Here is a 25,011-nt window from a genome sequence, read left to right as displayed (position 1 = left end):
GCAGTCAGGCCGGACGGCGGTACAGCACTCCCCGCTGCGGCGGCAGCACCACGGACGACGGCGCGGGCCGGCCGCCGGCGTCGACCAGCCCGGCGGGAACCCTTACCTTGCGGCGCCGCCGGCCGTCCCGGTTGAAGTTCACGGCCGCGAATCCGCCGTCGAACTCCCGCCACCAGGCGTGGTTCCTGCCCTTGGGCGCGGTCCGCGGGCTGCCCAGCTGCCAGTCCAGTTCGGGCGCGTACTGGGTGCGGCTGTAGTCGTCGTGGGCCGTGGCGGAGAAGGCTCCGCGCCCTTCCCCGAAAATCCAGAACGCGGACAGTCCGTACGTGAAGTTGGGATGCCCGTCGTCGCCGTCGGTCGGCACCCGGAGGATGGACAGCCCGGGTCCGGAAGCCTGGGACAGCTGCGCCTCCGCGGTGACGGGGTCGAACAGGTGCTGCGGGCCGTAGCCGAGCCAGACTTCCTCGAACCCTCCCCCGTAAGCCGCATGGGCCTGCCAGCGGCCCGGTTCGCGGCGCGATTCGGCGATGTTCGGCACGAGGATTTTCCCCGCGCCGTTGAGCGCGGTTCCGGCAGCGTTCACAAGGTCGCCCAGCGCGGCGCGGACCGCTGCCATGTCCGCTGCCCCGGAAACGGGCAGCCGCAGCCCGTAATAGTCCTCGAAGACATCGTTGTCCGCCATCACGCCGTCGAAGGGCGAATCCCGCAGCTCGTCGACGACGTTGTCCACCCAGCGGCGCTGGTAGGCCGGATCCCACACCCGCATCTGCCAGTGCCCCGGATACTGTTCCCACTCGATGCGGGTGCCGTCGAGGCGCGTGGCGAACCAGCCGCCGTCGGCCGCTCCCCCGAGCCCGGACCCAGACTCCGCCTCCGCCTCCGCCTCCGCAAACGAGACGCCGGACGTGTAGACGGGACCGGGTTCGTAGCTGCGCGTGGAGGACAGGCATTTGTAGCAAAGCACGGTCATGTCCGGCCGCAGCCGCTTGAGCTCCTCAGCCGCCGCCGTCTCCCACGGCTGCAGGATGGCGGCGCGGTAGTGTTCGGCCGCGAAGGCGAGCTGCCCCGGAAGCAGCGGACCGCCGTAGCGGATCCAGGCACCCACACCGGTCATTTGGCCTCCACGGGGGCAAGGTGATCCAGTTCCGTGGTGGCGAGGTTGTGCATGTCGGTGATGTCGCCGACGGTCCGGTAGATCTCGTTGTAGGAGGACATGATTTCGTGCATCTGGAAGAACTCCTGCACGCGTGTCCGGGCGTTGTCGGCGTACTCGGCGTAGAGGTCCATGTCCCCGATGACGGCGCGGATGCTGTCCGCCATCTGCTCCACGTCACCGGCGACGACGAGCTCGCCGCAGGGGCCGATGGTGCGGCCGTCCACCGTCGCCAGGCCGTCCTTCACGAGCTGCCGCATGCCGCCGACGTCGCTGCCGACCGTGGGGATGCCCGCGGCCATGGCTTCGAGGACCACGATGGGCTGGCCCTCGTTGTAGCTGGGCAGGACGAGGAGGTCGAACTGGTCGAGCATGTCCCGGACATTGACCGTGCCGCGGATGGTGACGTGGTCCTGCAGTCCCAGGCTCTCGATCTTTGCCAGGCACGCCTCGTAGTACTCGGGGACGTGCTCGGTGGGGCCGAGGACGTCCAGGTGCAGGTGCGGGAAGCCGTGCCGGCGCAGCAGGTCCAGGCTGGAGAGCAGGTCCAGCAGCCCCTTGATCGGTACGATCCGGGCGATGTACACGAGGTTCCAGGTGTGGTCGCTGCCCTGCTGCACCAGGTGTTCGCGGGCGGCGAGCCGTGCCCGGTACTTCTCGTCGAACTCCTCGATCACCATGGCGTTGGGCACCACCACGGCCTTGTCGATGTCGGTGCCCAGCCGCGCCGCCTCGGTGATCGCCGTCGGGTACAGGTAGGTGATCAGTGCGGCGCTCGGATAGCAGAAGTGGCCCATTTCGATCCACCAGGCCATCCACGCGCGGTGTTCGGGCGTGACGTCGAAGGTGCGGTAGTCCTCGGAGGTGATGGACAGCGCCATGTTGCGGTCCAGCAGCGTGTTCACGGTGTCGCGGACGTACAGGTTGTGCTCGGTGAGCAGGAAGGACGTGTTGTGGTCGCGGGCGGCCGCGGCACCCAGCAGGGAAGCGTAGCCCGTGGTGTGTGCGTGGTAGACGCGGGCCCGGGGCATGGTCTCGCTGAGGAGGGCGTAGGCCAGGGAGAGGAAGTTGCGCAGCGTCCAGAACGAGTCCGCCAGCGACATGCCCAGCTGGGGCATCCGCTCCGAGAGCACCTCCATGAATTCACGGGTGCCCAGCAGCGCCCACAGCGGGTAGGTGCGGGTGCGCTCGTTGAAGCCCTCGTCGATGAGTTCCCAGAGTGGTTCCACCTCGCGGCGCTCGGACAGGGCATACAGCGCGTCGAACACCCGGTGGGCCAGCGCCCGGCGCTGGACCGGGGTCATGCCCAGGTCCTTCGAGGACACCGCCATGAAGTCGTGCCGGTGTTCCTGCATGCTCAGGTAGACCGGCCGCACCCACAGGACGTTCTCCGGCACGTCGTACAGGTCTTCCTGCGGAGCATCGGAGTCCCAGGCGATGTGGATGATCCCGTAGGTCAGGTCCTGGTTGTGCGTGACGATGTCGTGGACGACTGCAGAGACGCCGCCCTTGAGGTACGGGTAGGTGGACTCCATCACGATCGCCACGTCGACGTCGTCGTACCGGCCCTGCGCCGCCTCCTGGGCGGGAAGCACGACGGCGGGGAACTGGCTCAGCGCTGCCCGGCGGGCCTTCGGGGTCTTGATCATGTACATGGAAGTTTCCTTTGCGAGACTGGGCGGGGTGGTGTTCTTCGGGGGGTGCCGGTTACCAGGAGGTGGCGGTTACCAGGAGGTGGCGTGGCGCCAGAACAGCGTGTATTCGGGCTGGGTCCAGTGGCGCTTGTACAGCGTCCAGGCGACGCCGACCAGCAGCAGGTCCGCCGCCACCAGGGAGCCGTAAATCAGGGCGGCGCCGGCGATGGTCTGCGTGGAGCCGACCAGCAGGAACGCCCCGATGCAGAGGGTGAGGTGGATGCCGCCCAGCACCTGCGGCAGCACCTTCTCGCCGATGTAATCCAGTTCGTAGCTGAGCAGGGTGAGGATCATAAAGGCCCAGGACGCGACGCCGACGGCGACGGCCAGGAGGACGCTCACCGGCTGGAGGCCCTCGAAGAGCAGCGCGATGACGAGCGTCAGGACCATGCCCACGGCACCGGTGGTGAGGATGGCGCGGTCCACCGTCACGCTCAGCCGCCTTGACCGCTTGGCGAGGACCGTGAGGGGTTCCTCGGCGATGGCACGGTGGAGGTTGGTGACGGCCAGGTCCACCCGCGGGGCGAGGTTCACGAAGTAGTAGTTGTAGGCAATGACGGAGGGCAGCATCGCCAGGAACACCACCACCACCTGGAAATTCCCGTCGGTGACCAGGAAGAGCACGAACTTGTCGGCCCAGAGCACGGCACCGAGCAGCAGGCCGCGGACCAGGTCGGTGGAGAAGTCCCGGGCAGCGGGCCGCTGCACCAGGCCGACGGAGCGCAGTCCGCGTCCCATCGCGATGATCTGTGTCAGGGCGCCGAGCAGCGGCGGGAGCCACCAGGCGGTGGGGACGGCGAAGAGCGCGACGGCGTAGGCCACCCAGGCGATCGCCCAGAGGCCGCGGCGGTCCCCGACGTTGGCGAGGACCAGGGACTGGACGAAGACCAGGTGCAGCGCACACAGGGCCGCGTAGGTTGCCAGCGCCGTCAGGGACCAGCCGGTGGCGAGCCAGAGCGGAACCACGAAGACGATCACCAGCGGCAGGGCGCCAAGGAACATTGCGGGCCAGGTGGCGCAGAACCGTCGGGTGATTGCGGCCATGTCGCGGGCGGCCATCAGGTCGCCGATCGCCCGGTAAACGGGCAGGCACGCGGCCTGCGCCAGCCACGGCACGGTGATGGACGAGGCGAGCACCACCAGGGTGAGCTGCACGCCGCCTACGGTGACGGCTGCCATCTCCGGGCTGACCAGCGGGTAGACAAGGTTCAGGAGAATGACGGGTGAGAGGTACAGCAGCAGCCCGGCACCGGGCCGTGCGGCGCCGTCGGCCTTGACCCGTTCGCCGGTGGTCCTGACGCCTTCGCCGGGGCTGACCCGTTCGCCGGGGCCTGCCGTCCGGGGACGGGCCAGCATCAGCAGGGCGACCATCAGCAGCAGCGCGCCGGAGGCAAGCAAGGTGTAGGACCAGCCGGCAGGAAAGACGCTGTCGGCTATCGGCACGAGCGCCGTCAGGACGAGCGCGGCGATGATCACCAGCGTGCGGCGTCGAAGAAAGGAATCGTGGAGCAGAGACTGAAGAGATGGCATGGGTTCCCCTGGCCCGGCCGCGCGGCGGATGCCGGCGGCGGGTGTCGCTTTGGTGGTGCAGGACGGGTGTTCCAGCGCTGCACGGCCGAAACCGTGCCTGTCGCCGGGTGCCCGCTACGCGTGCCTGCCGATGGCCCGCCCAAAGAGGAAGGGTGCTTCACCGTCAGCTCTGCGGTGAGCACCGCCGTAAATTTATGGCCGATCCCGGTGCTTGGGTATAGGTAAGAACTGCTCGTCTTTGGCGCACATCTGCCCGGTGTTGGTGTGCGGGATACCTGCGGAAGGGCTGCGCATTACGCGGTGGGGTGGGTCAGCTCCACGTTCGAACCGCGAGGAAAAAGGCGAAGGTGGCCAGCCCCAGGGCGGCGCCGGACAGTGCCTCCCGCCGGGTATGTTCCCCGAGGGACACCCGGCTGAGAATCATCAACGGCAACAAGATCAGCAGCCACGCCCAGTTGGCCCCGTAGGTCGCGATGATCCAGAGCACGCCGAAGGTCAGCACCGACACATGCGCCGACACGTTGAGCCATCGCCGGAAGAAGACGAGGCCCACGTTGCCGAACAAAAGCGCGGTCACCGTGGCCGGCACCGGTGAGGGTACGGGCAGGAGGAAGCAGACGATGACGCCGGCAAGCATCAGGGCGGCTACCAGGGCGGCCCGCCGGCTGTCCGGGATGCCGCGGCGTCGGAACAGCCCCTTGGTGCCCTTGTAAATGGCGCCGGGCACAACGACGACGCCGGCCAGGAGCAGGAGAACGCCCACCGGCCCCAGCCCTGCCTCGATCCCGGCGGCAACCACCAGGACCGCCAGCACCAGGACCGGCGGCAGGATCCTGGAGAACCAGCGAGCCGCCGGTGACAGCTGAGTGCCGGGCCTCTGTTCCGTTGTCTTCACGGCAGCAGCATGGCGGCGGCAAAGGTCAGGCATCCGGCCACATGACCGGCCAGGACCTGCGTGGGGGTGTGGTCGCCGAGCTTCACCCGCGACCAGCCCGTGGCTGACGCCAGCAGCAGGGCAAGCGCCGCACCCACCGCCGGGATCGGTGCCAGCAGGGCCAAACCCACGTAGGCGGCGACGGCGGAATGCACCGAGAGCTTCCACACCAGGTTCGCGGCCAGGCACAGCATCATGCCGATGAAGACGCCGCCGATTTCGCCGAACATTGCGGCCGGGGCGTCCATCAGGACCAGGAGCAGCGCGCCGATGCCCAGCGACACCGCGGACGCGGCCAGGATCGGAGCCCGTTGCGTCCGCACTCCCACGTGATGGTCGGTCACCCTGCCGCGCCGCTTCAGCCATAGAATCCCGGCGAAGGGCAACCCCACTGTGAACAGCGCTGCCACGATGCCCTGCAACCAGGTCACGCCCGGGGTGAGCAGGGGCTGCAGCAGCAGGAGGATTCCCACGAGGACCGTCGGGGCGGAGGCTTCCGTGACGATGCGCGCCAGGCGGGTGGAGGTGGTGGCGGCGCGTGGTGCGGGGAGCTGCAGGGTTTCGGGCATCCGTCGATTCTACTGGGGACGAGGGATGTACGGCTGCGGAGCACGGCACAGCATAGGTGAATATCGGACCGCATCTGATGTGCGCTGTAGGCTGTGAATCCGCTTTCGTGATGCACACGTTTTTCACCCACTAGATTGAGGCGACAAATGGCTAGGAAGAGATTCGATGTCGAAATTCCAGATGGACAGCATCTGGGATTTTCAAGGGATACCGATGGTGCGTATCGCGCTCATCTGTTTGACGATGAAACCAACGATCTAGTCGGGCATGCAGAGCTCTTCGAACAACAGGGCGAGGAAACCCAGTCGCCGAGCGTCGAGTACATCTATATGGCAGATTCGCGCCCGACAAAGGGTCACGAATTAACCGATGAGGAACTCGATGAAACTGTCGAAGCACTGATTAACCTTGCAGTGATCGCAGCCATGCTTGCTGTTAAAGCGGCACCCCACGTCGCGGGCTGGTGGCGTGTCACCGCTCTACCGGCGCTGAAGTCAGCCAGCGGCACCGCGATGTCGGCAGTAAAGTCGGCTAACCAAAACACCATCCGCAGCATACGGTCGAAGAGCGGTGCTGCACTCTTAGCAGTTAAGTCAGCTCGGACAAAATCAGGCGACGCCCCGGAGGGCGAGGAGGCTGTCATCTCTGGGGCAACAGTGCCCGTGAACGAACCTAAGAAGTCAGGTTCTTCCACTCAGCTGGAAACCGCGTTCAGAGACTACCGGTCGCGGATGGGTAGTGCAGAGGCGCGGGAACGATTCGTCGCGGCCCTTGTAGCTAGGGCGTTCAGCGATCAGCAGATGAGAACGTTACGTGACGCCAGAATCGAGGCCGACGGCGTTCCTCACGGGCTGGAGGCCGCGATGAAAGGTCTGACGCCGCAGCATCTCGGAGAAACCATTTCCCTGATGCTGGAAAAGAACCCGTCGCTGCTCGAACGTCAGTCCATTTCCGAACTCCGCGCCATTTTGGGCGGTAGCCGCACCAGTGAGGGCGTGTCATTGAGGATCGAAAGGCCGCGGACGGCGGAGGGGCAGGTCGAGGCTTGAGCAGACCACTTCGCAGACCTTAGTACACACGGCTGGGCGCGCGGAGTGCCGCCCGCCCGCCACGCGCCGTCGTCGTTAGTCCAGGCCATCCCGGATGATCGGGCAGGTCATGCAGTGCCCGCCGCCGCGGCCGCGGCCGAGTTCGGCACCGACAATCGGGATTCGACGCCGGCGTTCCGCAGCGCCGCATTGGTCTGGGTGTTGCGGTCATAGGTAAACACCACGCCCGGCTCCAGGGCGACGGCGTTGTTCGCACTGTCCCACTGCTGCCATTCGGAGGCGGGATGGAACAGTTGGATGGCCTGCATCAGCAGGATTACGTCGTGCCGGGCCGGCCAGTAGAAGATTCATAGCGGCGGCAGCAGGTACCCGGGTCGGGCCCAGCAGGTCGTGGAGTTCGACGACGTCGACGCCGCGGCTGGTCATCTTGGCGACGAAGGCCGCGTGGTCGCGCTGGGCGATCCACCCACATGACGTCGTCGAACAGCAGGTCTTCACGGTTGGTCGGCGTGAGCCGTTCGTGGGTCAGACCCGGGGCACAGACCAGAACCTTGCGCAGCTTGCCACCTCCGGGTGGACACCACGCCGCGCTACGCCCTCTGCTCAGAGCGCTATCCAGCCCCGGGTCAGGGCGAGCACGCCTGCAACGGCTCCTACCAAAGTAATGAGGAAAAGAACCAGCTCCCCTCCCCGGAAAACGCGCTGCCCTTGTTCACGTCGGGCAATCACGAACAGGACGGTGGCGGGGGCGTAGAAGATCATCGAAAGCAGCACCAGGGGCAGCCCGGCGGCATAGACCAGGAACACTGAATAAATGGTGGCAATGACGGCAATGACCAGGTCGCCCCGCCGGGTGCGGCTCGGGGCTCCTTCATACGTTTCCCCGCTCCAACCGAGCTTGAGGGCATAGAGGGCCGCGAAAAGGAGGGAAAACAACGTCAGGACCGCGGTCATGTCCAGTGCGAAGTCGAAGGCATCCCCGGAGAAGTAGGTGATGACCATTACCAGCTGGCTGAGCAGGGTGCTCAGCAGCAGGGCGTTGACCGGGACATCGTCATCGCTGACGCGGGACAGGAACCGCGGCATGTCCTTCTCCGTGGCCGCCACGAACAGGACCTCCGCTGCCATCAGGCTCCAAGCCAGGTAGGCCCCCATCACCGAAATGATCAGGCCTGCGCTGACGAACACCACCCCCCAGGTCCCCACTCCCGCTTCCAGGACACCCGCCATGGATGGTTGGCGCAGCTCGGCGAGCTGTTCCATCGGCAGGACGCCGTAGGAAACGATCGTGACCGAGGCAAAGATGGCAAAGACGCTCAGAAATCCGAGGACGGTGGCCCGGCCAACGTCCTCCCGCCGTCGGGCATGGCGCGAATACACGCTGGCACCTTCGACACCGAGGAAAACGAAGACCGTCACCAGCATCGTGTTGCTGACCTGCTCGAACAGCGGCCCCGTATAGTCCGCCCCGCTAAGGTTTCCCGCGAAGACGGCTGGGTCGAACAGAAAGACAGCAAACAGCACAAAGACCAGGATGGGAACAACCTTGGCAATCGTGACTATCCGGTTAATGGCCGTGGCTTCCCTGATGCCGCGCCTGATCAGGAAGAAGAATCCCCACAGCCCGGCCGAGGACAGCACGACGGCGAGAAGGGTGTCCCCTGCGCCCAGCTGCGGAAACAGGGCTCCCAGCGTGGACATGGTGAGCACCCAGTAGGTGACGTTTCCAACACAGGCACTGGCCCAGTAACCCGCTGCGGAGAAGAACCCCACGTAATTTCCGAAGCCGGCCTTGGCGTAGGCGAAGACCCCCGCATCAAGCGCTGGTTTGCGCATGGACAGCCGCTGGAACACGAAGGCCAGCATCAGCATGCCGGAACCCGCAATCAGCCAGGCGACCAGCGCACCCCACACACCGGTTTCCTCGGCGAAGCGCTGGGGCAGGGAAAACACCCCGGCCCCGACCATGGACCCGATCACCACTGTGGTGAGGGTCAGCAGGGAGAGTTTGGCTGCTGGGGCTTTGTCCCCTGAAGCAGGCGCATTAGACACGGTTCTTTTCCAATCGGATGTTGCGGCCACTGAGGCAACACCGCTTAGACATCTGTGGAGGGACGGACCGCTTCCTGCGGAGGCTCCTCCGTCAGCGGCTCACCACAATCCTCTCAGAGGGAGACGGCAGGGTCCGAATCGGCGGCCAGCACCCGGAGGCGGATGTCGGACGGGTCCCTGCAGTGGAAAGGCATGTACCCGTCAAAGGCGGTGCGTTCGCTGGAGTCCACGTCGAAACCGTGGCTGGGCCGCGGGCACATGCCAGCCGGCCCCGCGCCGTCGTCGTTAGTCCAGGCCATCCCGGATGATCGGGCAGGTCATGCAGTGTCCGCCGCCGCGGCCGCGGCCCAGTTCGGCGCCGACGATCGGGATCACCTCGACCCCGGCGTTCCGCAGCGCCGCATTGGTCTGGGTGTTGCGGTCATAGGTGAACACCACGCCCGGTTCCAGGGCGACGGCGTTGTTCGCGCTGTCCCACTGCTGCCGTTCGGAGGCGGAGTAGTCGCCGGCGGTCTCCACCAGACGCAGCTTTTTGTAGCCCATGGATTCGGCCACCACGTCCACGAAGCGCCGGTCGCGGTGGTCCCGCACCTCCAGGCCGGGGCTGCGGTCCGAGGGGTGGATGGTGAAGGCGTGGATGCCGTCCACGATGGCCGGGTGGATGGTGGCCAGGTCCCGGTCGGCGAAGGTGAACACGGTGTCCAGGTGCATCGCGGCGCGCAGCTTGGGCATGCCGGCCACCACGATCCGCTCGGCGGCCTCGGCGGCGAACAGCGACTGCGCCAGCTGGGTGATGGCCTGGCGGGAGGTGCGCTCCCCCATGCCGATCAGCACGGTGCCGTTGCCCACCGGCATCACGTCCCCGCCTTCCAGGTAGGCCTGGCCCCAGTCCTGTTCCCCGTCGCCCCACCAGACGGTGGACGCCGCGTACTCGGGATGGAACGTATAGATGGCCTGCATCAGCAGGGTCTCGTCGTGGCGTGCCGGCCAGTACAGCGGGTTCAGCGTCAGCCCGCCGCCGACCCAGCAGGTGGTGTCCCGGGTGTAGAGGGTGTTGGGCAGCGGCGGCAGCAGGTACTCGGGCCGGCCGGAGGATTCCCGGGCCAGGGCGATGTAACCGGTGCGGTAGTCGGCGGGAAGGTCCGACGTCGCCAGCCCGCCGATGAGGTAGCGCGCCAGGTCCGCGCCGGTCAGCGAATCCAGGAACGCCCGGGTGCCGGACACCAGTCCCAGCCCGACCCGGTTGGCCACGATTTTCCGGTCCAGCAGCCAGGTCCGTGCCTCGGGCAGGTCCATGGTCTGACCGAGCAGATCGTGCAGTTCGACCACGTCCACGCCGTGGTTTTGCATCTTGGTGACGAAGTCGGCGTGGTCGCGCTGGGCGTTTTCCACCCACATCACGTCGTCGAAGAGCAGGTCTTCCCGGTTGGTGGGGGTGAGCCGTTCGTGCGCCAGACCCGGAGCGCAGACGAGGACCTTGCGCAGTTTGCCGACCTCGGAATGCACCCCATAGGCGGCGGCGGGTGAGACAGAGGTTGGGGAAGGCATGGGTGACTCCTTTATCAGCAGGCTTAGAAGCATCCTTGCAGAATGGTGCTCCGGGTCCGAATCGACGAGGAGGTTCGGCCCGGCCACTCGCACCTACCAGCTGAACGCGAGCAGCAGTAGAGCTGCTGGGTGCTAACCATCAAACCGCCTGCATGTCTCGCCAGAGCGGAAGGAATCAAGGTACTAGCGCCGCTCCTCCGGGTAAGTGATGGTATGCCTTATTGCGAGGATAATGTGGAGCGAAGCTGTGACGCGCAAGAGCTGCACACTGTCAGTCCTTGATCAGATCCTCGAACTTTGAATGCCCTCGTTAGCCCCCGGAGATCACGGCAATACAATTGACGAAACGCCCCTAGAACACGAATACCCTTCAAACATGCCGTGGGCAGTCTGCTGAAGGCCAAAGCACTGAGATTCGGCCGTTTGGCAATCTGAATATCCCCACCTGAGGAGTCCTATTATGAGTACCGTATTCAAACCCGTCGGATGGAAAGTTCAGGGACTGGTCGACAGCGTCGAGTCAGGCGTTGTGCAGTTGCCTGATCTGCAGAGACCGTTCGTATGGCCCAAGTCGAAAATCCGAGATCTGCTCGATTCCATGTATCGCGGCTATCCAGTGGGTGAATTGATGTTCTGGAACGTGTCACAGGAGGACTCTTCACGAACAATCTCCGGTGCCACGGGCCGGATAGGAAGCCACCAGATCATTGACGGGCAGCAGCGGCTAACCAGCTTGTACGCGGTCTTCAAGGGTGCGACGGTGAGGGACGCAGATTATAATTCCAGGCGTATGTCGATTGCTTTCAACCCGGTCACAGAAAAGTTTGAAGTTACTAACACTGCGATTGAAAAGTCTGTGGACTGGATCAGCAACGTGTCGGAGTTTTTTGGAAATACATATAAGACCCGCCGATCATTCAAAAAACGCTATGAGGAAGCTCGTGGCGAACTAACCGAGGACATGGAAGAGCTCATCGAAGAGCGCCTCGGCCGGCTGGATAGCCTGCGCAACTATGAATTCACTGTGGTTGAAATACAACCGGACGCAGATAAGAAGGTAGTCGCGGATATCTTTGTGAGGATCAACTCAGAAGGAGTCAGCCTCAAAGCCTCCGATTTCATTCTAACCTGGCTCAGTGTTTTCTGGCCCGAGGGCAGAGAGCTATTGGAGCGGTTCGCCCGGGATTCACGCCTGACGCCCCAGCGTGCGAGCGAGATTGCCGAGCGTCCCGTTTCGTGGACTCCAATCAACAACTATCTTGCCGTCGACGCAGGGCAACTAGTGAGAGTACTAGTGGCTGTCGGGCAGAACCGGGCGAAGCTCGGCGACGCCTATAACGCCCTTCAAGCCAAGGACCGTAGCACCGGATTCGTTGTACCGGATCGGCAGGAGGCGGAGTTAGCCAAGCTCAAAGCGGCACTGCCGTTGGTACTGAAGGAACTCCATTGGACCGAGTTCATCCGGTGCCTGGCCGTAGCCGGCTTCAAGTCACGAAAAATGGTCACCTCGGACATGAACATTCTGTCCAGTTATGCTCTCTGGATTATGGGGCGCACACGTTTCGGCGTGGATATTACAACTCTGCGTAACCTCATGGCCCGCTGGCTCTTCATGTCCCAGCTATCTGGACGTTACACCGGAAGCGCGGAAACTCAGCTACAGAAGGACTTGGATAGGTTAACCGCTATAAGCGGAAGCGAAGCAAGAAGTTTCATCTCAACGCTTGAGTCAGTGATTGCGGCCGAACTGTCCGAAGACTTCTGGACACTGCGAATGCCCGAATCATTGATCTCGTCGTCCTCAGCGCTTTCGCCTTCCTACCAGGCGTACCTGGCTGCCCTGAATATTCTCGATGCAGACATGTTTATGCTCCACAATAAAGTTCAGCAGTGGATGGACCCCTCACAGCCGGCAACCAAGGGGACGGAGGGGCACCATCTGAATCCCCGAAAATATCTAGAAAACGTCGTCGGCATACGAGACCTCAAAAAGATCAACCAAGTTGCCAATTTTGCACCCACGGATTGGAGCACCAATAACGTCATATCCGATCGTGAGCCTGCCAACTATTGGCCCGCACTCGTTAGGGAACGGGGCTTCGATGAAGAGACATTGCGGCAACAGATGTTCTGGCACGCCCTTCCTGACGGCTGGGAAGGCATGGACTACGAGGAGTTCCTTTACGAACGACGTATTCTCCTGGCTCAGGTGACTAGGGCGGGATACGAACGCCTCAAGTGGGGGCAATCGGAGGCCTTGACCGTCGTCCTCCCAACAGCAGGGCAATCAGCCGCTAACGCTGAGAGGGACATCGCAGACCTGGTGGAAGCAGGGGTCTTGGCATCAGGTGATCTCCTCAGCCCGGTCGACGATTCCATCAGAATGCGAGCAGAGGTGACCGATGACGGAGTGGTTGTCATCGACGGCCACGAATTTGCAACCTTAAACGCGGCAGCTCATTACGCGGGTGCGGACAATGTGCCCGGTGTTGAGTTTTGGCAGGTCGAGAATCCCGAAGGAGAACAAGTCGCGATACAGTCGCTGATGGCCGGGGCGCGATAGATGCCTCGACGCCACCGCGATCGGCCACCTACCAACAACCCCATTAAGGCTGTGATTTGGAGTGGCCTGCGCAGGGCGAATACTGCGGCGGCAAACAGCACAGGAACCGGTCGTTAGCGATGCGGGCACGGACCACCCCCTCCACACAAGGAAGAGCTATCCGTGCCCTGATCCGTGACCTGCGGATTAGGGCACGGACGGCCGGCGGTTGGAAACGTTAGATGTTCCAGGCCGCCGGCACGGAACGTGAATAATTCACGCCACCAAGCGCCGCGAAATGCGCCTTTGCGGACTTGATCTTCGCCACCTCCGACGGACGTAGCCTCGAATCATCGTTCGTGCTCTTCGTCTCCCGGATCATATACACCCGGTCCTGCCCGTCCTCCTGCTTGATGATCGCCCAGTCAGGGTTATACGGGCCCACCGGAGTATCGATCTTGAACTTCGGCGGGAGCTTCATAAACAGCTTGATATCCTCACGCGAGTCCAAAAGCTCAGCGAACCTGCGTTCAACATCGGAATCGAACACCACATAATCGAAGTCCGTTTTACCTGTGTGTTGCACCTGGTACATCTGGTCAAGGAAACGTTCCTTCTCTTCCTCACCATCCTCCTGCAACTCCCGCAGCTCATACACGGAACCGGCGACCTTCTCGTATTGAATGCCCTCAACCACGATCTTCGCCAGCTCGCCCTGCAGCACCCGCTTGGCCATGGCAATAAAATCGTTCGGATTCGTAATGAACTCGGACAGACGTCCGCTGCCCACCAAAATATCGATGATGGTTCTGCGAGTGAGGGAAGTTGCCTCCTGCAGTTCGGTAATGATGTCCGGCAGATCATAGCTTCCCCGAAGATCCGTATCCCGGCTGCCGAGTTCCTCACCCTTGGCGCCACCACGCAGCACCCTCACACCCGCCCGGGTGACATGGATGCGCAAAGGTTCGATTGGCGGCGCGTCCTGGATAGCCTTGATTGAGTTCTTCAGGAGCTCTCGGCGCCCCACGCTGACACGGTAGGTAGTCCTGCCGCTGATTGCTTCCCAGAAATCTTCAAACTCCTGGGTCAAGTACAGCTGCTTATTGAGCTTCCGTGCCCGGCGCTTACTTGCCGGACGGACATACTTACCGATGTGCGCGCGCCCGATGAGATCAGTAATCTCATCCTCAAATACCGAGTACTCAGCGGGCAGCTGAAGGCTGAAGCCCAGCGTATCCGGCTGGAATGCCGAGGTAACCGCACCAGCCTGGTCAATGAACCCCTTGTCTTTCAGGTGCTCCCAGACCTGGGCCGAGCGCTGGAAACCGAACCGCTCATCGGTCATCACCCCGTCCTCGTCCCGAAGCAGGATCTTGGAGAACTCAGCCCTGCGCACGCGGCCAATATCCACGCCTGCATCCTTGTACTCCTTCTGCAGGGCATCGGCGAATTTCTTATACGACTCGTTCGCTACCACCGTGAGGGTCGCGATTCCTCGTTCGCCAACACGCTGGTAACCCGTCTTGGTTTCCGCCACGGGCAGGCGGAGGCCGCGGCCCAATGTCTGGCGGCGTTCCGTCTCCTTCCCCATTTCGCGCAGGGTGCAGATCTGGAAGACGTTCGGGTTATCCCAGCCCTCACGCAGGGCCGAATGGCTGAAAATGAACCGGACCGGTTCATTCTCGTCCAGCAGACGTTCCTTGTCCTTCATGATCAGCTCATAAGCATCATCATCAGCCTTGGTCGCACCCGACGAGTCCTTGAACGTCGTCGTCTTGCCGCGTTTGATCTGGGAGAAGTACGCCCGGCGAAGCTCGCGCGGATCCTGCGGCAGCAACTCCTGGTAGCGCGGGTTCTTGGCCCGCTCTTCAATGAATACCTCATCAAACCAGCGGGCGAAGTCACCGTCGGCATCGTCGTTGTTCATACCGTTGCCGAGGTAGCTGGCGACCTTGTCCACGAAGAACAGGCTGAGCACCTTGATCCCCCGCCCCCGGAGCAGCACGGCTTTGCGGAGGTGTTCCCGGATCGTTTCGCGGATCATCTCCTTATAAATCGCTCCCGTCGAGGCGCCAAGGCTCTCCCCCTCGTAAAGGAACCCGTGCTGGGTAAGGTCGATGCTGGCAGGCTCAATGCTCATCTCGTTGATCCGCCACCCCTCGTAGACGGGGTTGTTCGTCAGGCGGGCATCAGAGAGTTCCTGATGTTGCTTCACGCTCACAATCCGGCGGGTAATGGTGCCGTCGGCTGTACGGACCGACAGTTCCAACCGCGCCGACCAGGACGGCTCCCGCCTGACCTCCACCAACTTGATATAAGGGGATGCGTCCGCGCCCTGCTGCTGCACATCCGCAACCACGATCTGCTTCACCAAACCCAGATCGTGAGCATCCACCGGGTCCAACCGGTACACCACATTGCGCTGCTTCGCGTGCGTGGCGCTATACCGCAGCGTAAAGACCGGATCTAGTTCACCTACCGCCGACTGGGAGAGCAGCGACTCCATGTTCTGCGGCTCATCCATGATCACCACAGGCCGCGTTGCCTTCAAATAATCCAGCGGCCGCAACCCGTTCAGCTTGTCCCGGGTCTGATGAATAATCCGGGTATTGGCATTGCCGCGGATCGAGTCAATCGTCATGACCAGGATCTGCACATTCGTCGACGTCGCAAACGACTGCACTTCCTCAGCCGTCTTGCCGCTGTAAACCGAGGAATCAAAGTTGATTCCGTACTGCCTATACAGATTCTCAAAGTGTGAACGCATCAAGCGGATACTCGTATTCACACCCTCGCGGATCGCGACGCTGGGCACCAGAATCACGAACTTCGTGAAGTTATACTTCACCGCCAGCTCAAAAACCGTACGAAGATACACGTACGTCTTACCCGTACCGGTCTCCATCTCAATATCGAAATCAAGGGAACCCTCATCGAACAGCTTCGAGACGACTTCCAGGCCGTTACGGTCCTGCACCCGCTGCAAATTCGCCAGGATCAGGTCACGATCAAGCACCAGACTGTTGCCAACAGCCCCTACCTCCTGCATGAGGTCAATCTCCAGGGCTGACTGGTCATCCCCAGCCAGCACCGCTGCACCGCGCAGCGTCGTCACCAGCTTCTGCGCATCCTGCGGCTGCCCGTCAAAGAGGTCAACCACCGACGCAATCGCCTCCAGCTGATACGGCTGGCTCGCGTCAAACTGGAACCCTGCCCCGCGTGCTACGCCGTCCACAGCTCAACTCCCCGGCCCTTGCACAACTGGGCAAGGTTCGTCTTCAACTCATCATCACCCTGGAACGCATCCTCCAACACAATCAGACGCTGCGGATCAGCCTCCACAACCGCCCGAAGTTGCTCCAACGACGGCTTAACGTGCTCATCCAGATAAGCCAGAACAAGGCCCCCCGCCACCGACCGCAACTCCAATCCGGCGATCTCCACAGGATTGACCTGCTCCGTCAACGAGTAGCCCTGCTTCAACAAAAGCTCCGTCAGCAAATCATCCGCCGACGCCCCATCCGCACTGCTGCTCTCACGCAAATCCAACAAACGCTGCTCAAAAGCACCCGGCTCAACATCACTAGACAACCGCCACTTCGAAAAATTGGTGTCGTTCAACACGAAGGAGCGATAACCGACGTCGAGGTCATTCGCCACGTCCACCCGCTGACTATGTTCAGCCTTAAGTCGCTGCCCCGCAAGATCGATACGCTTCCTTGCTATCTCCGCTACTGTCTTCAATCCTTGGGACGCAGCTTCGGAATCATCAGTAACGGGCTCCGGCAACTGCACCTGTATGTACCGCCGAGTGCCGCCGTCCTCCGCATTAAGCTGCATTACCCCATGAGCGGTAGTCCCAGACCCTGCGAAAAAGTCCAGCACTATAGAGTCTGATCGTGTTCCGAGCTGAAGCATTCGAACGATCAGGTCGACAGGCTTGGGGGTATCGAATGGAGAGCGCCCGCCGAAGAGGTCTTTCAGGGCTTGTGTGGCGTTTGTTGTTGTCGGGACGTCATCCCAAAGAGTCTTGGTCACTTTACCGCGCTCGAGGGCCTCGACCAGGAAGCGCTTACGCATCGGCCCACCTTTGCCCGTAGCGCCAAAAACAATACGGCCATCTGCCATCAGTTCATCGAATTTGTTACGCTCGTTCTTCCAACTCGAACCCGGGTTTGGCGTATATCGTACCCCCGTGTTGGGATTGACAATCTCGTATTGCTGATTTGGACGCCAGCCGCCTACCTGGAAGGGGTCAGCTTTCCATGGGCCTCGCTGATCATTGTCAGGATTACTAAATCCCTTCTCTGAGTCAGGGAGACGGAAATCAGAACGGTTTTCGGTAAAATGCCGAATATTCTTCGCATAAACAAAATTGTACGTGTGAGAGACTGAAATCAAGGCAGTATTAGTTACTGACTTCGTCGAATTCCAGATGATGTCGCCGATGAAATTGGACTCGCCGAAGACTTCGTCCAGAAGCTTTCGAAGATGCGCTTGCTCATGGTCGCTGATGCTAATGAAGAATAGGCCGTCGTCCGTTAGGAGGTTGCGTGCGAGCTTTAACCGCGGGTACATCATGTTCAGCCAATTGGAGTGATAGCGACCCTCTGTCTCAGCGTTCGAGGAGAGCTTCTTACCTTCGTCATTAACCTGGCGCGTCCACTCCAGGTAAGTGTCGAGACCCTCCTTGAAGTTGTCCGGGTACACGAAGTCCTTACCCGTGTTGTACGGAGGATCGATATAGATCATCTTGATCTTCGCGTGATAGTGCTTCTGCAGGATCTTGAGCACTTCGAGGTTGTCGCCCTCGATGAAGACGTTCTTGGTGGTGTCCCAGTCCTTGGAGTTCTCGAAGTCAGGCCGCAGCGTCGCGGTCGTCGGCTCCTGTGCCGCTCGCAGGGCGCGCTTCTTACCGGGCCAGAAGAGGCCGAAACGCTCGTTACCGTCAGCAGCATCGACGTCGAGCAGTTCCTTGAGCTTCTCGACGTCTACCTTGCCGTCAGCGATAGCCTCCGGCACCAAATCGGCAAGCTGCTCTGCTAGCGCGGTCTGGAAATTAGGTGTCGTTGAGGGTATTTCGTGGACATCGTCCGTCATGTGATTTCTTCTTTCATGGTCAATACAGTCTTGTCGGTCACGGGGAGGGTCCGCTCAGGCATCAATACGCCAGCGAATCGTGAAGAGATGCTCCGTGGTCTGCGTACCTTGAAGGGACTGTTCGATCAGTTCGAGGTACTTGTTTGCCTCAGCACGTAGCTGTTTAAGGACTTCCCGAAATTCCTCATCGGCTTCCTCAGCGCGTTGCTCCCACTTGCGGGCTTCCTTCTTGAGCCGGAGCTGTTCCATTGGGTCGTCGGCCTGGCGCGCACGTTTGCGAGCATCCTTCTCCATCGCGCGGTACTCGCGGATTTTGCCCTCGTGCTCTGCCTTGCGGTCTTGTTGGTTACGGTAGATCAGCTCTTCCTGCTGGTCGTAGTACCGTGAGTTGCGGCCCCGTACCTCGCGTTCTAACTCAGTGCGGCGTACCGCCAGTTGCGGCTCGAATTTCTCCTGTTCGATCCGCACCTCCTCATCGCCAACCTCAGTACAACTTAGGTCAAGAATGTCAGTAACGTATTCCTCATCGAGCCATTGTCCGTCGTCGGTCAGGCCACCGGCGAGTACATAAGATTCGGCAATATCCTCATCCCGGGCCCTCATCGTGAACGTCAGGAGGTCGACGGTCAGTTCACCGCTAGCGCCTGCGAGTTCCTTTACCGAGTTACTAGCGCGTGCTGACTGGCTGAGCGATAACGTTAGCTCCCGAGCCGGGGTGGCGTGGCTCTTCGCGGTTCCGAGAACATGTTGCGCCAACGGACTCGCATACCTGTACTGGTGCGCGTTGTCCTGCGGCTTCGATTTGAAGAAGTACCGCCCGGTGGGGGTCTCGGCAATCGGTGCTGTGTGGAGGACGAAGGTGCCGCCGTCCCCCTCGAAACTGGCCTGTTCCGCCAGCTCATGGCGGGTGACCGCGAGCAGGAGGCGTTCGAACTTATTAAGTACCTCACCTGACTGGGCGTCGTAGGCTTTGAGTCGATCCTGTACATGCGGATCCAGGTTATCGAAGACCTTTGCCTTCGCCTTCTCCATCTCACTCGAAATCTCAGTGGCATACTGTCCCTCCAGCTCCTTGAAGGCGGAGTCCAATTCGCCGGCCGTCTTGCAGTTGGTGAGGATATCGCTGATCCGCTTCTCGAAATCCAGTCCGTCCTCGATCGCACCGAGTACTTCGTCGCTGGCACCGAACACGCTCGAGAACAGCTTGAACTTATCCGTCAGCAATTCCAGAATTCGTTGCTCAGCAACATTGCCCTTATTCGAGAAGTTGACGACCACGACGTTGTGCTTCTGCCCAAAACGGTGCACGCGGCCGATGCGCTGCTCCACGCGCTGCGGGTTCCAGGGCAGGTCATAGTTAACTAGCATCGAGCAAAACTGCAGATTGATGCCCTCGGCTGCAGCTTCAGTGGCGATCATGATCTTGCCCTGGTCACGGAAATACTCCACGAGTGCCTTGCGCCGATCGACGGCGACAATCCCCGTAGCCACTTCACCGTCCTTATTTTTTTTGAGCCATTCCTGATAAATGACGGTTTGCTCCGGCGAGTTGTTCGACCCGTTAAACAGCACCAATCCTTCGCCGCGTCCCATGCCGGTCAGAGTCCGCGCGATGTATTCTTGCGTCTTCGTCGAGTCGGTGAAGATGATTGCTTTCTCAGGCGCTCCCAGCTCGCGCAACCGTTCAAAGCCCCGGTCGAGTGCTTCGCCGAGCTTGACGGCCTTCTGGTTCTCCGTGATCGAGCGGGCGAGGGCAGCGTAGTCGCGCAACTCCGCAACCTCCGCTTTCATGGCCGTGAGTGTGTTTTCGTCCAGATAAACAGCCGGTTGCACTGCACCGTGCTGTCCCTCGGCTGTGGCACCGCCGACTTCTTCGGCTTCTTCGAGCACCTCACCAGTGAGTTCGTCGTCCGCTATGAACTCCGCAGTAAAAAGGCCACCCCTGCCATCCCGCCGCTGCCCGGCCGCTACCTCGTCTGCCAGACGACTAGCGATGTTCTCCAACGTGCTTGCGACAGCGTAGGTCGAGGATCCTAGGCGCTTACGAATGATCAAGGCGGAGAGGTGACGCTGACTACCGGCGAACGCGAACAACTGACCACGCTGCAGATAATCGTTCACCAGGTCATATAACCGAGCCTCATCCGGCGACGGGGTGAACTCCACCGTGAGCGGCATCCGCTTAGTGAAGTGAATGTACTTGTCCGCATCCCGACGGAGCGTTCGCTTCGAGATCGCCGCCACGCGTTCGACCAGATCATTATCACCGGTCATCTCACGGTTCTTGATGTACCGCTCACGGAACGCCTCGAGCGAGTAGAAGTAGGAGGGGTCGAAGATGGAGACAAGGCCGTAGAGTTCCTCGAGCTTGTTCTGCAGAGGCGTTGCCGTCAGCAGGACCGTTTTGCGCGCGCCCTTAACGATATGAGCGACGGCCTCGGCTGCTTTTGTCTTACCCGTCCAGTGATTGCGCAATCGGTGGGCTTCGTCAGCGACTACAAGGTCCCACGATTTCAGCAGCGATAGCTCATTCCGCAGCGCAAATTCATAGGAACAGATCAAGACTTGCGCTGAACGGGAACCCGCTTGCTTAAGGAGCTCATCCTTAGATTTGGGTTCGAGGATGGTCGACGGGATAAGGAACTTCTCATAAAGCTCCTGCTGCCACTGTTGCCGAAGGCTCGACGGAGCAACAATCAGGATGCTTCGCCGACGTTCTGCCCAGTACTGCGAGATGACGATGCCTGCCTCAATCGTCTTTCCGAGGCCCACCTCATCGGCCAGAATAACTCCCGGCAGGAACGGCGTCTGCAGCGCAAACAATGCTGCATCTATTTGATGTGGTTTCGGTTCTACCTGAGCGTCAAACAGCAGCCCGGCCAGCTTGCCAACGTGGTCATTCGCGTAGCTCCGCTGCAGCTCGTGGGCATAGTACTTTGCCTGATAATCGCTGATGATCGACGTCATTTGACAACCTTGACGCGGACCGTCAGCGTCCAACCAACCGAGAGTACTCGGACACAGGAACACGTTGACGCTGCCACGATGGATCTCATTCTTGTGTTGCTCCTCCATACCCACGGTGGGGCACTATTTCCTACGCAAAGCAGGTAGACTGGGACGCCCCCAAGGCTACCGACGCCCTCTGACACTGCTGGGATGCCGCGCCGCAACGGGATGCTTGCGACCATTGAATTCCGGCGGTGAGTGGCACGTTCCAACGCCGGAACCATTTTATCGTTCAATCACAGTGACGGGATCGAGCCGTCGACAGCTGAGGCATTAGAACTAATTGGGCTTGGAGACGGAAGCCAGTAGCACCGGCTTCCTCAAATCATACGTTCGGTGCAACTAATGCATAGCTCTTCGCTGTAGGGGGCACGGACCACCCCCTCCACACAAGGAAGAGCTATCCGTGCCCTGATCCGTGACTTGCGGATTAGGGCACGGACGGCCGGCGGTTGGAAACGTTAGATGTTCCAGGCCGCCGGCACGGAACGTGAATAATTCACGCCACCAAGCGCCGCGAAATGCGCCTTTGCGGACTTGATCTTCGCCACCTCCGACGGACGTAGCCTCGAATCATCGTTCGTGCTCTTCGTCTCCCGGATCATATACACCCGGTCCTGCCCGTCCTCCTGCTTGATGATCGCCCAGTCAGGGTTATACGGGCCCACCGGAGTATCGATCTTGAACTTCGGCGGGAGCTTCATAAACAGCTTGATATCCTCACGCGAGTCCAAAAGCTCAGCGAACCTGCGTTCAACATCGGAATCGAACACCACATAATCGAAGTCCGTTTTACCTGTGTGTTGCACCTGGTACATCTGGTCAAGGAAACGTTCCTTCTCTTCCTCACCATCCTCCTGCAACTCCCGCAGCTCATACACGGAACCGGCGACCTTCTCGTATTGAATGCCCTCAACCACGATCTTCGCCAGCTCGCCCTGCAGCACCCGCTTGGCCATGGCAATAAAATCGTTCGGATTCGTAATGAACTCGGACAGACGTCCGCTGCCCACCAAAATATCGATGATGGTTCTGCGAGTGAGGGAAGTTGCCTCCTGCAGTTCGGTAATGATGTCCGGCAGATCATAGCTTCCCCGAAGATCCGTATCCCGGCTGCCGAGTTCCTCACCCTTGGCGCCACCACGCAGCACCCTCACACCCGCCCGGGTGACATGGATGCGCAAAGGTTCGATTGGCGGCGCGTCCTGGATAGCCTTGATTGAGTTCTTCAGGAGCTCTCGGCGCCCCACGCTGACACGGTAGGTAGTCCTGCCGCTGATTGCTTCCCAGAAATCTTCAAACTCCTGGGTCAAGTACAGCTGCTTATTGAGCTTCCGTGCCCGGCGCTTACTTGCCGGACGGACATACTTACCGATGTGCGCGCGCCCGATGAGATCAGTAATCTCATCCTCAAATACCGAGTACTCAGCGGGCAGCTGAAGGCTGAAGCCCAGCGTATCCGGCTGGAATGCCGAGGTAACCGCACCAGCCTGGTCAATGAACCCCTTGTCTTTCAGGTGCTCCCAGACCTGGGCCGAGCGCTGGAAACCGAACCGCTCATCGGTCATCACCCCGTCCTCGTCCCGAAGCAGGATCTTGGAGAACTCAGCCCTGCGCACGCGGCCAATATCCACGCCTGCATCCTTGTACTCCTTCTGCAGGGCATCGGCGAATTTCTTATACGACTCGTTCGCTACCACCGTGAGGGTCGCGATTCCTCGTTCGCCAACACGCTGGTAACCCGTCTTGGTTTCCGCCACGGGCAGGCGGAGGCCGCGGCCCAATGTCTGGCGGCGTTCCGTCTCCTTCCCCATTTCGCGCAGGGTGCAGATCTGGAAGACGTTCGGGTTATCCCAGCCCTCACGCAGGGCCGAATGGCTGAAAATGAACCGGACCGGTTCATTCTCGTCCAGCAGACGTTCCTTGTCCTTCATGATCAGCTCATAAGCATCATCATCAGCCTTGGTCGCACCCGACGAGTCCTTGAACGTCGTCGTCTTGCCGCGTTTGATCTGGGAGAAGTACGCCCGGCGAAGCTCGCGCGGATCCTGCGGCAGCAACTCCTGGTAGCGCGGGTTCTTGGCCCGCTCTTCAATGAATACCTCATCAAACCAGCGGGCGAAGTCACCGTCGGCATCGTCGTTGTTCATACCGTTGCCGAGGTAGCTGGCGACCTTGTCCACGAAGAACAGGCTGAGCACCTTGATCCCCCGCCCCCGGAGCAGCACGGCTTTGCGGAGGTGTTCCCGGATCGTTTCGCGGATCATCTCCTTATAAATCGCTCCCGTCGAGGCGCCAAGGCTCTCCCCCTCGTAAAGGAACCCGTGCTGGGTAAGGTCGATGCTGGCAGGCTCAATGCTCATCTCGTTGATCCGCCACCCCTCGTAGACGGGGTTGTTCGTCAGGCGGGCATCAGAGAGTTCCTGATGTTGCTTCACGCTCACAATCCGGCGGGTAATGGTGCCGTCGGCTGTACGGACCGACAGTTCCAACCGCGCCGACCAGGACGGCTCCCGCCTGACCTCCACCAACTTGATATAAGGGGATGCGTCCGCGCCCTGCTGCTGCACATCCGCAACCACGATCTGCTTCACCAAACCCAGATCGTGAGCATCCACCGGGTCCAACCGGTACACCACATTGCGCTGCTTCGCGTGCGTGGCGCTATACCGCAGCGTAAAGACCGGATCTAGTTCACCTACCGCCGACTGGGAGAGCAGCGACTCCATGTTCTGCGGCTCATCCATGATCACCACAGGCCGCGTTGCCTTCAAATAATCCAGCGGCCGCAACCCGTTCAGCTTGTCCCGGGTCTGATGAATAATCCGGGTATTGGCATTGCCGCGGATCGAGTCAATCGTCATGACCAGGATCTGCACATTCGTCGACGTCGCAAACGACTGCACTTCCTCAGCCGTCTTGCCGCTGTAAACCGAGGAATCAAAGTTGATTCCGTACTGCCTATACAGATTCTCAAAGTGTGAACGCATCAAGCGGATACTCGTATTCACACCCTCGCGGATCGCGACGCTGGGCACCAGAATCACGAACTTCGTGAAGTTATACTTCACCGCCAGCTCAAAAACCGTACGAAGATACACGTACGTCTTACCCGTACCGGTCTCCATCTCAATATCGAAATCAAGGGAACCCTCATCGAACAGCTTCGAGACGACTTCCAGGCCGTTACGGTCCTGCACCCGCTGCAAATTCGCCAGGATCAGGTCACGATCAAGCACCAGACTGTTGCCAACAGCCCCTACCTCCTGCATGAGGTCAATCTCCAGGGCTGACTGGTCATCCCCAGCCAGCACCGCTGCACCGCGCAGCGTCGTCACCAGCTTCTGCGCATCCTGCGGCTGCCCGTCAAAGAGGTCAACCACCGACGCAATCGCCTCCAGCTGATACGGCTGGCTCGCGTCAAACTGGAACCCTGCCCCGCGTGCTACGCCGTCCACAGCTCAACTCCCCGGCCCTTGCACAACTGGGCAAGGTTCGTCTTCAACTCATCATCACCCTGGAACGCATCCTCCAACACAATCAGACGCTGCGGATCAGCCTCCACAACCGCCCGAAGTTGCTCCAACGACGGCTTAACGTGCTCATCCAGATAAGCCAGAACAAGGCCCCCCGCCACCGACCGCAACTCCAATCCGGCGATCTCCACAGGATTGACCTGCTCCGTCAACGAGTAGCCCTGCTTCAACAAAAGCTCCGTCAGCAAATCATCCGCCGACGCCCCATCCGCACTGCTGCTCTCACGCAAATCCAACAAACGCTGCTCAAAAGCACCCGGCTCAACATCACTAGACAACCGCCACTTCGAAAAA

At 60.9% G+C, this 25,011-nt stretch carries 14 protein-coding genes and 2 pseudogenes; 2 read left to right on the top strand and 14 right to left on the bottom strand.

The window, feature by feature from the left end:
• Positions 1 to 4: 4 nt before the first annotated feature.
• The 5 genes from LOC60_RS08995 to LOC60_RS08975 all read right to left on the bottom strand — a co-directional run bounded on the left by LOC60_RS08995 (position 5) and on the right by LOC60_RS08975 (position 5,880).
• Positions 5 to 1,114, bottom strand: a complete 1,110-nt coding sequence (locus LOC60_RS08995) for a putative glycoside hydrolase (RefSeq protein WP_230024516.1) — start codon at positions 1,112 to 1,114, stop codon at positions 5 to 7.
• Positions 1,111 to 2,808, bottom strand: a complete 1,698-nt coding sequence (gene pelF / locus LOC60_RS08990) for a GT4 family glycosyltransferase PelF (protein WP_230024515.1) — start codon at positions 2,806 to 2,808, stop codon at positions 1,111 to 1,113. The genes LOC60_RS08995 and pelF overlap by 4 nt, the downstream gene beginning before the upstream one ends.
• Before the next feature lie 69 nt (positions 2,809 to 2,877).
• Entirely contained in the window at positions 2,878 to 4,377 is a 1,500-nt protein-coding gene (locus LOC60_RS08985) for a hypothetical protein (protein ID WP_230024514.1), read from the bottom strand.
• A 310-nt stretch (positions 4,378 to 4,687) separates the two neighbouring features.
• Positions 4,688 to 5,272 carry a hypothetical protein gene (locus tag LOC60_RS08980; RefSeq protein ID WP_230024513.1) on the bottom strand — a complete coding sequence of 195 codons (585 nt, stop codon included), beginning with the start codon at positions 5,270 to 5,272 and terminating at the stop codon, positions 4,688 to 4,690.
• The gene (locus LOC60_RS08975; RefSeq protein ID WP_230024512.1) at positions 5,269 to 5,880 is read right to left on the bottom strand and encodes a phosphatase PAP2 family protein; all 612 of its coding nucleotides are present in this window, start codon (positions 5,878 to 5,880) and stop codon (positions 5,269 to 5,271) included. The genes LOC60_RS08980 and LOC60_RS08975 overlap by 4 nt, the downstream gene beginning before the upstream one ends.
• 147 nt (positions 5,881 to 6,027) lie before the next feature.
• Between LOC60_RS08975 and LOC60_RS08970 the strand changes: the two genes are divergently transcribed.
• Positions 6,028 to 6,930: a hypothetical protein gene (locus LOC60_RS08970; RefSeq protein ID WP_230024510.1), complete on the top strand. Its 903-nt coding sequence runs from the start codon at positions 6,028 to 6,030 to the stop codon at positions 6,928 to 6,930.
• A 75-nt stretch (positions 6,931 to 7,005) separates the two neighbouring features.
• Here LOC60_RS08970 and LOC60_RS08965 read toward each other — a convergent pair.
• The 4 genes and pseudogenes from LOC60_RS08965 to LOC60_RS08950 form a co-directional block, all read right to left on the bottom strand.
• Positions 7,006 to 7,208, bottom strand: a pseudogene (locus LOC60_RS08965) (arginine deiminase family protein); the annotation flags it as partial.
• 325 nt (positions 7,209 to 7,533) lie between these two features.
• Positions 7,534 to 8,982: a basic amino acid/polyamine antiporter gene (locus tag LOC60_RS08960; RefSeq protein WP_331460794.1), complete on the bottom strand. Its 1,449-nt coding sequence runs from the start codon at positions 8,980 to 8,982 to the stop codon at positions 7,534 to 7,536.
• Positions 8,983 to 9,095: 113 nt separating this feature from the next.
• Positions 9,096 to 9,281 (bottom strand): hypothetical protein, encoded by a 186-nt coding sequence (locus LOC60_RS08955; protein ID WP_230024509.1) that lies wholly within the window; start codon positions 9,279 to 9,281, stop codon positions 9,096 to 9,098.
• On the bottom strand, positions 9,268 to 10,530 hold the full coding sequence (locus tag LOC60_RS08950; RefSeq protein WP_230024508.1) for an arginine deiminase: 1,263 nt from the start codon (positions 10,528 to 10,530) through the stop codon (positions 9,268 to 9,270). Before LOC60_RS08950 ends, LOC60_RS08955 begins: the two co-directional genes overlap by 14 nt.
• A gap of 460 nt (positions 10,531 to 10,990) precedes the next feature.
• Between LOC60_RS08950 and LOC60_RS08945 the strand changes: the two genes are divergently transcribed.
• The gene (locus LOC60_RS08945; RefSeq protein ID WP_230024507.1) at positions 10,991 to 13,093 is read left to right on the top strand and encodes a GmrSD restriction endonuclease domain-containing protein; all 2,103 of its coding nucleotides are present in this window, start codon (positions 10,991 to 10,993) and stop codon (positions 13,091 to 13,093) included.
• A 217-nt stretch (positions 13,094 to 13,310) separates the two neighbouring features.
• Here LOC60_RS08945 and LOC60_RS08940 read toward each other — a convergent pair whose 3' ends face one another.
• The 5 genes and pseudogenes from LOC60_RS08940 to LOC60_RS08920 form a co-directional block, all read right to left on the bottom strand.
• Positions 13,311 to 16,307: a restriction endonuclease gene (locus LOC60_RS08940; RefSeq protein WP_230024503.1), complete on the bottom strand. Its 2,997-nt coding sequence runs from the start codon at positions 16,305 to 16,307 to the stop codon at positions 13,311 to 13,313.
• Positions 16,295 to 18,172 carry a site-specific DNA-methyltransferase gene (locus LOC60_RS08935; protein WP_230024506.1) on the bottom strand — a complete coding sequence of 626 codons (1,878 nt, stop codon included), beginning with the start codon at positions 18,170 to 18,172 and terminating at the stop codon, positions 16,295 to 16,297. Before LOC60_RS08935 ends, LOC60_RS08940 begins: the two co-directional genes overlap by 13 nt.
• A gap of 54 nt (positions 18,173 to 18,226) precedes the next feature.
• Entirely contained in the window at positions 18,227 to 21,139 is a 2,913-nt protein-coding gene (locus LOC60_RS08930; RefSeq protein WP_230024505.1) for an SNF2-related protein, read from the bottom strand.
• Between the two features lie 503 nt (positions 21,140 to 21,642).
• A complete protein-coding gene (locus LOC60_RS08925; RefSeq protein WP_230024503.1) occupies positions 21,643 to 24,639 on the bottom strand; it encodes a restriction endonuclease in 2,997 nt (998 codons plus the stop codon).
• Positions 24,627 to 25,011 (bottom strand): annotated as a pseudogene (locus tag LOC60_RS08920) (site-specific DNA-methyltransferase); the annotation flags it as partial. The pseudogene LOC60_RS08920 and the gene LOC60_RS08925, both read right to left, overlap by 13 nt.

The sequence above is a fragment of the Arthrobacter sp. zg-Y769 genome, assembly GCF_020907405.1.
Classification (GTDB): Bacteria; Actinomycetota; Actinomycetes; order Actinomycetales; family Micrococcaceae; genus Arthrobacter_B.
The sequence above is the reverse complement of the archived record's forward strand: the minus strand, read 5'-3'. Positions and strand labels throughout refer to the sequence as shown.

What these genes read in the sequence shown, in the direction of transcription:
- LOC60_RS08995 (WP_230024516.1), bottom strand. Translation starts at nt 1,114, where the DNA reads ATGACCGGTGTGGGTGCCTGGATCCGCTACGGCGGTCCGCTGCTTCCG.
- pelF (WP_230024515.1), bottom strand. Translation starts at nt 2,808, where the DNA reads ATGTACATGATCAAGACCCCGAAGGCCCGCCGGGCAGCGCTGAGCCAG.
- LOC60_RS08985 (WP_230024514.1), bottom strand. Translation starts at nt 4,377, where the DNA reads ATGCCATCTCTTCAGTCTCTGCTCCACGATTCCTTTCTTCGACGCCGC.
- LOC60_RS08975 (WP_230024512.1), bottom strand. Translation starts at nt 5,880, where the DNA reads ATGCCCGAAACCCTGCAGCTCCCCGCACCACGCGCCGCCACCACCTCC.
- LOC60_RS08970 (WP_230024510.1), top strand. Translation starts at nt 6,028, where the DNA reads ATGGCTAGGAAGAGATTCGATGTCGAAATTCCAGATGGACAGCATCTG.
- LOC60_RS08955 (WP_230024509.1), bottom strand. Translation starts at nt 9,281, where the DNA reads ATGGCCTGGACTAACGACGACGGCGCGGGGCCGGCTGGCATGTGCCCG.
- LOC60_RS08950 (WP_230024508.1), bottom strand. Translation starts at nt 10,530, where the DNA reads ATGCCTTCCCCAACCTCTGTCTCACCCGCCGCCGCCTATGGGGTGCAT.
- LOC60_RS08945 (WP_230024507.1), top strand. Translation starts at nt 10,991, where the DNA reads ATGAGTACCGTATTCAAACCCGTCGGATGGAAAGTTCAGGGACTGGTC.
- LOC60_RS08935 (WP_230024506.1), bottom strand. Translation starts at nt 18,172, where the DNA reads ATGACGGACGATGTCCACGAAATACCCTCAACGACACCTAATTTCCAG.
- LOC60_RS08930 (WP_230024505.1), bottom strand. Translation starts at nt 21,139, where the DNA reads ATGACGTCGATCATCAGCGATTATCAGGCAAAGTACTATGCCCACGAG.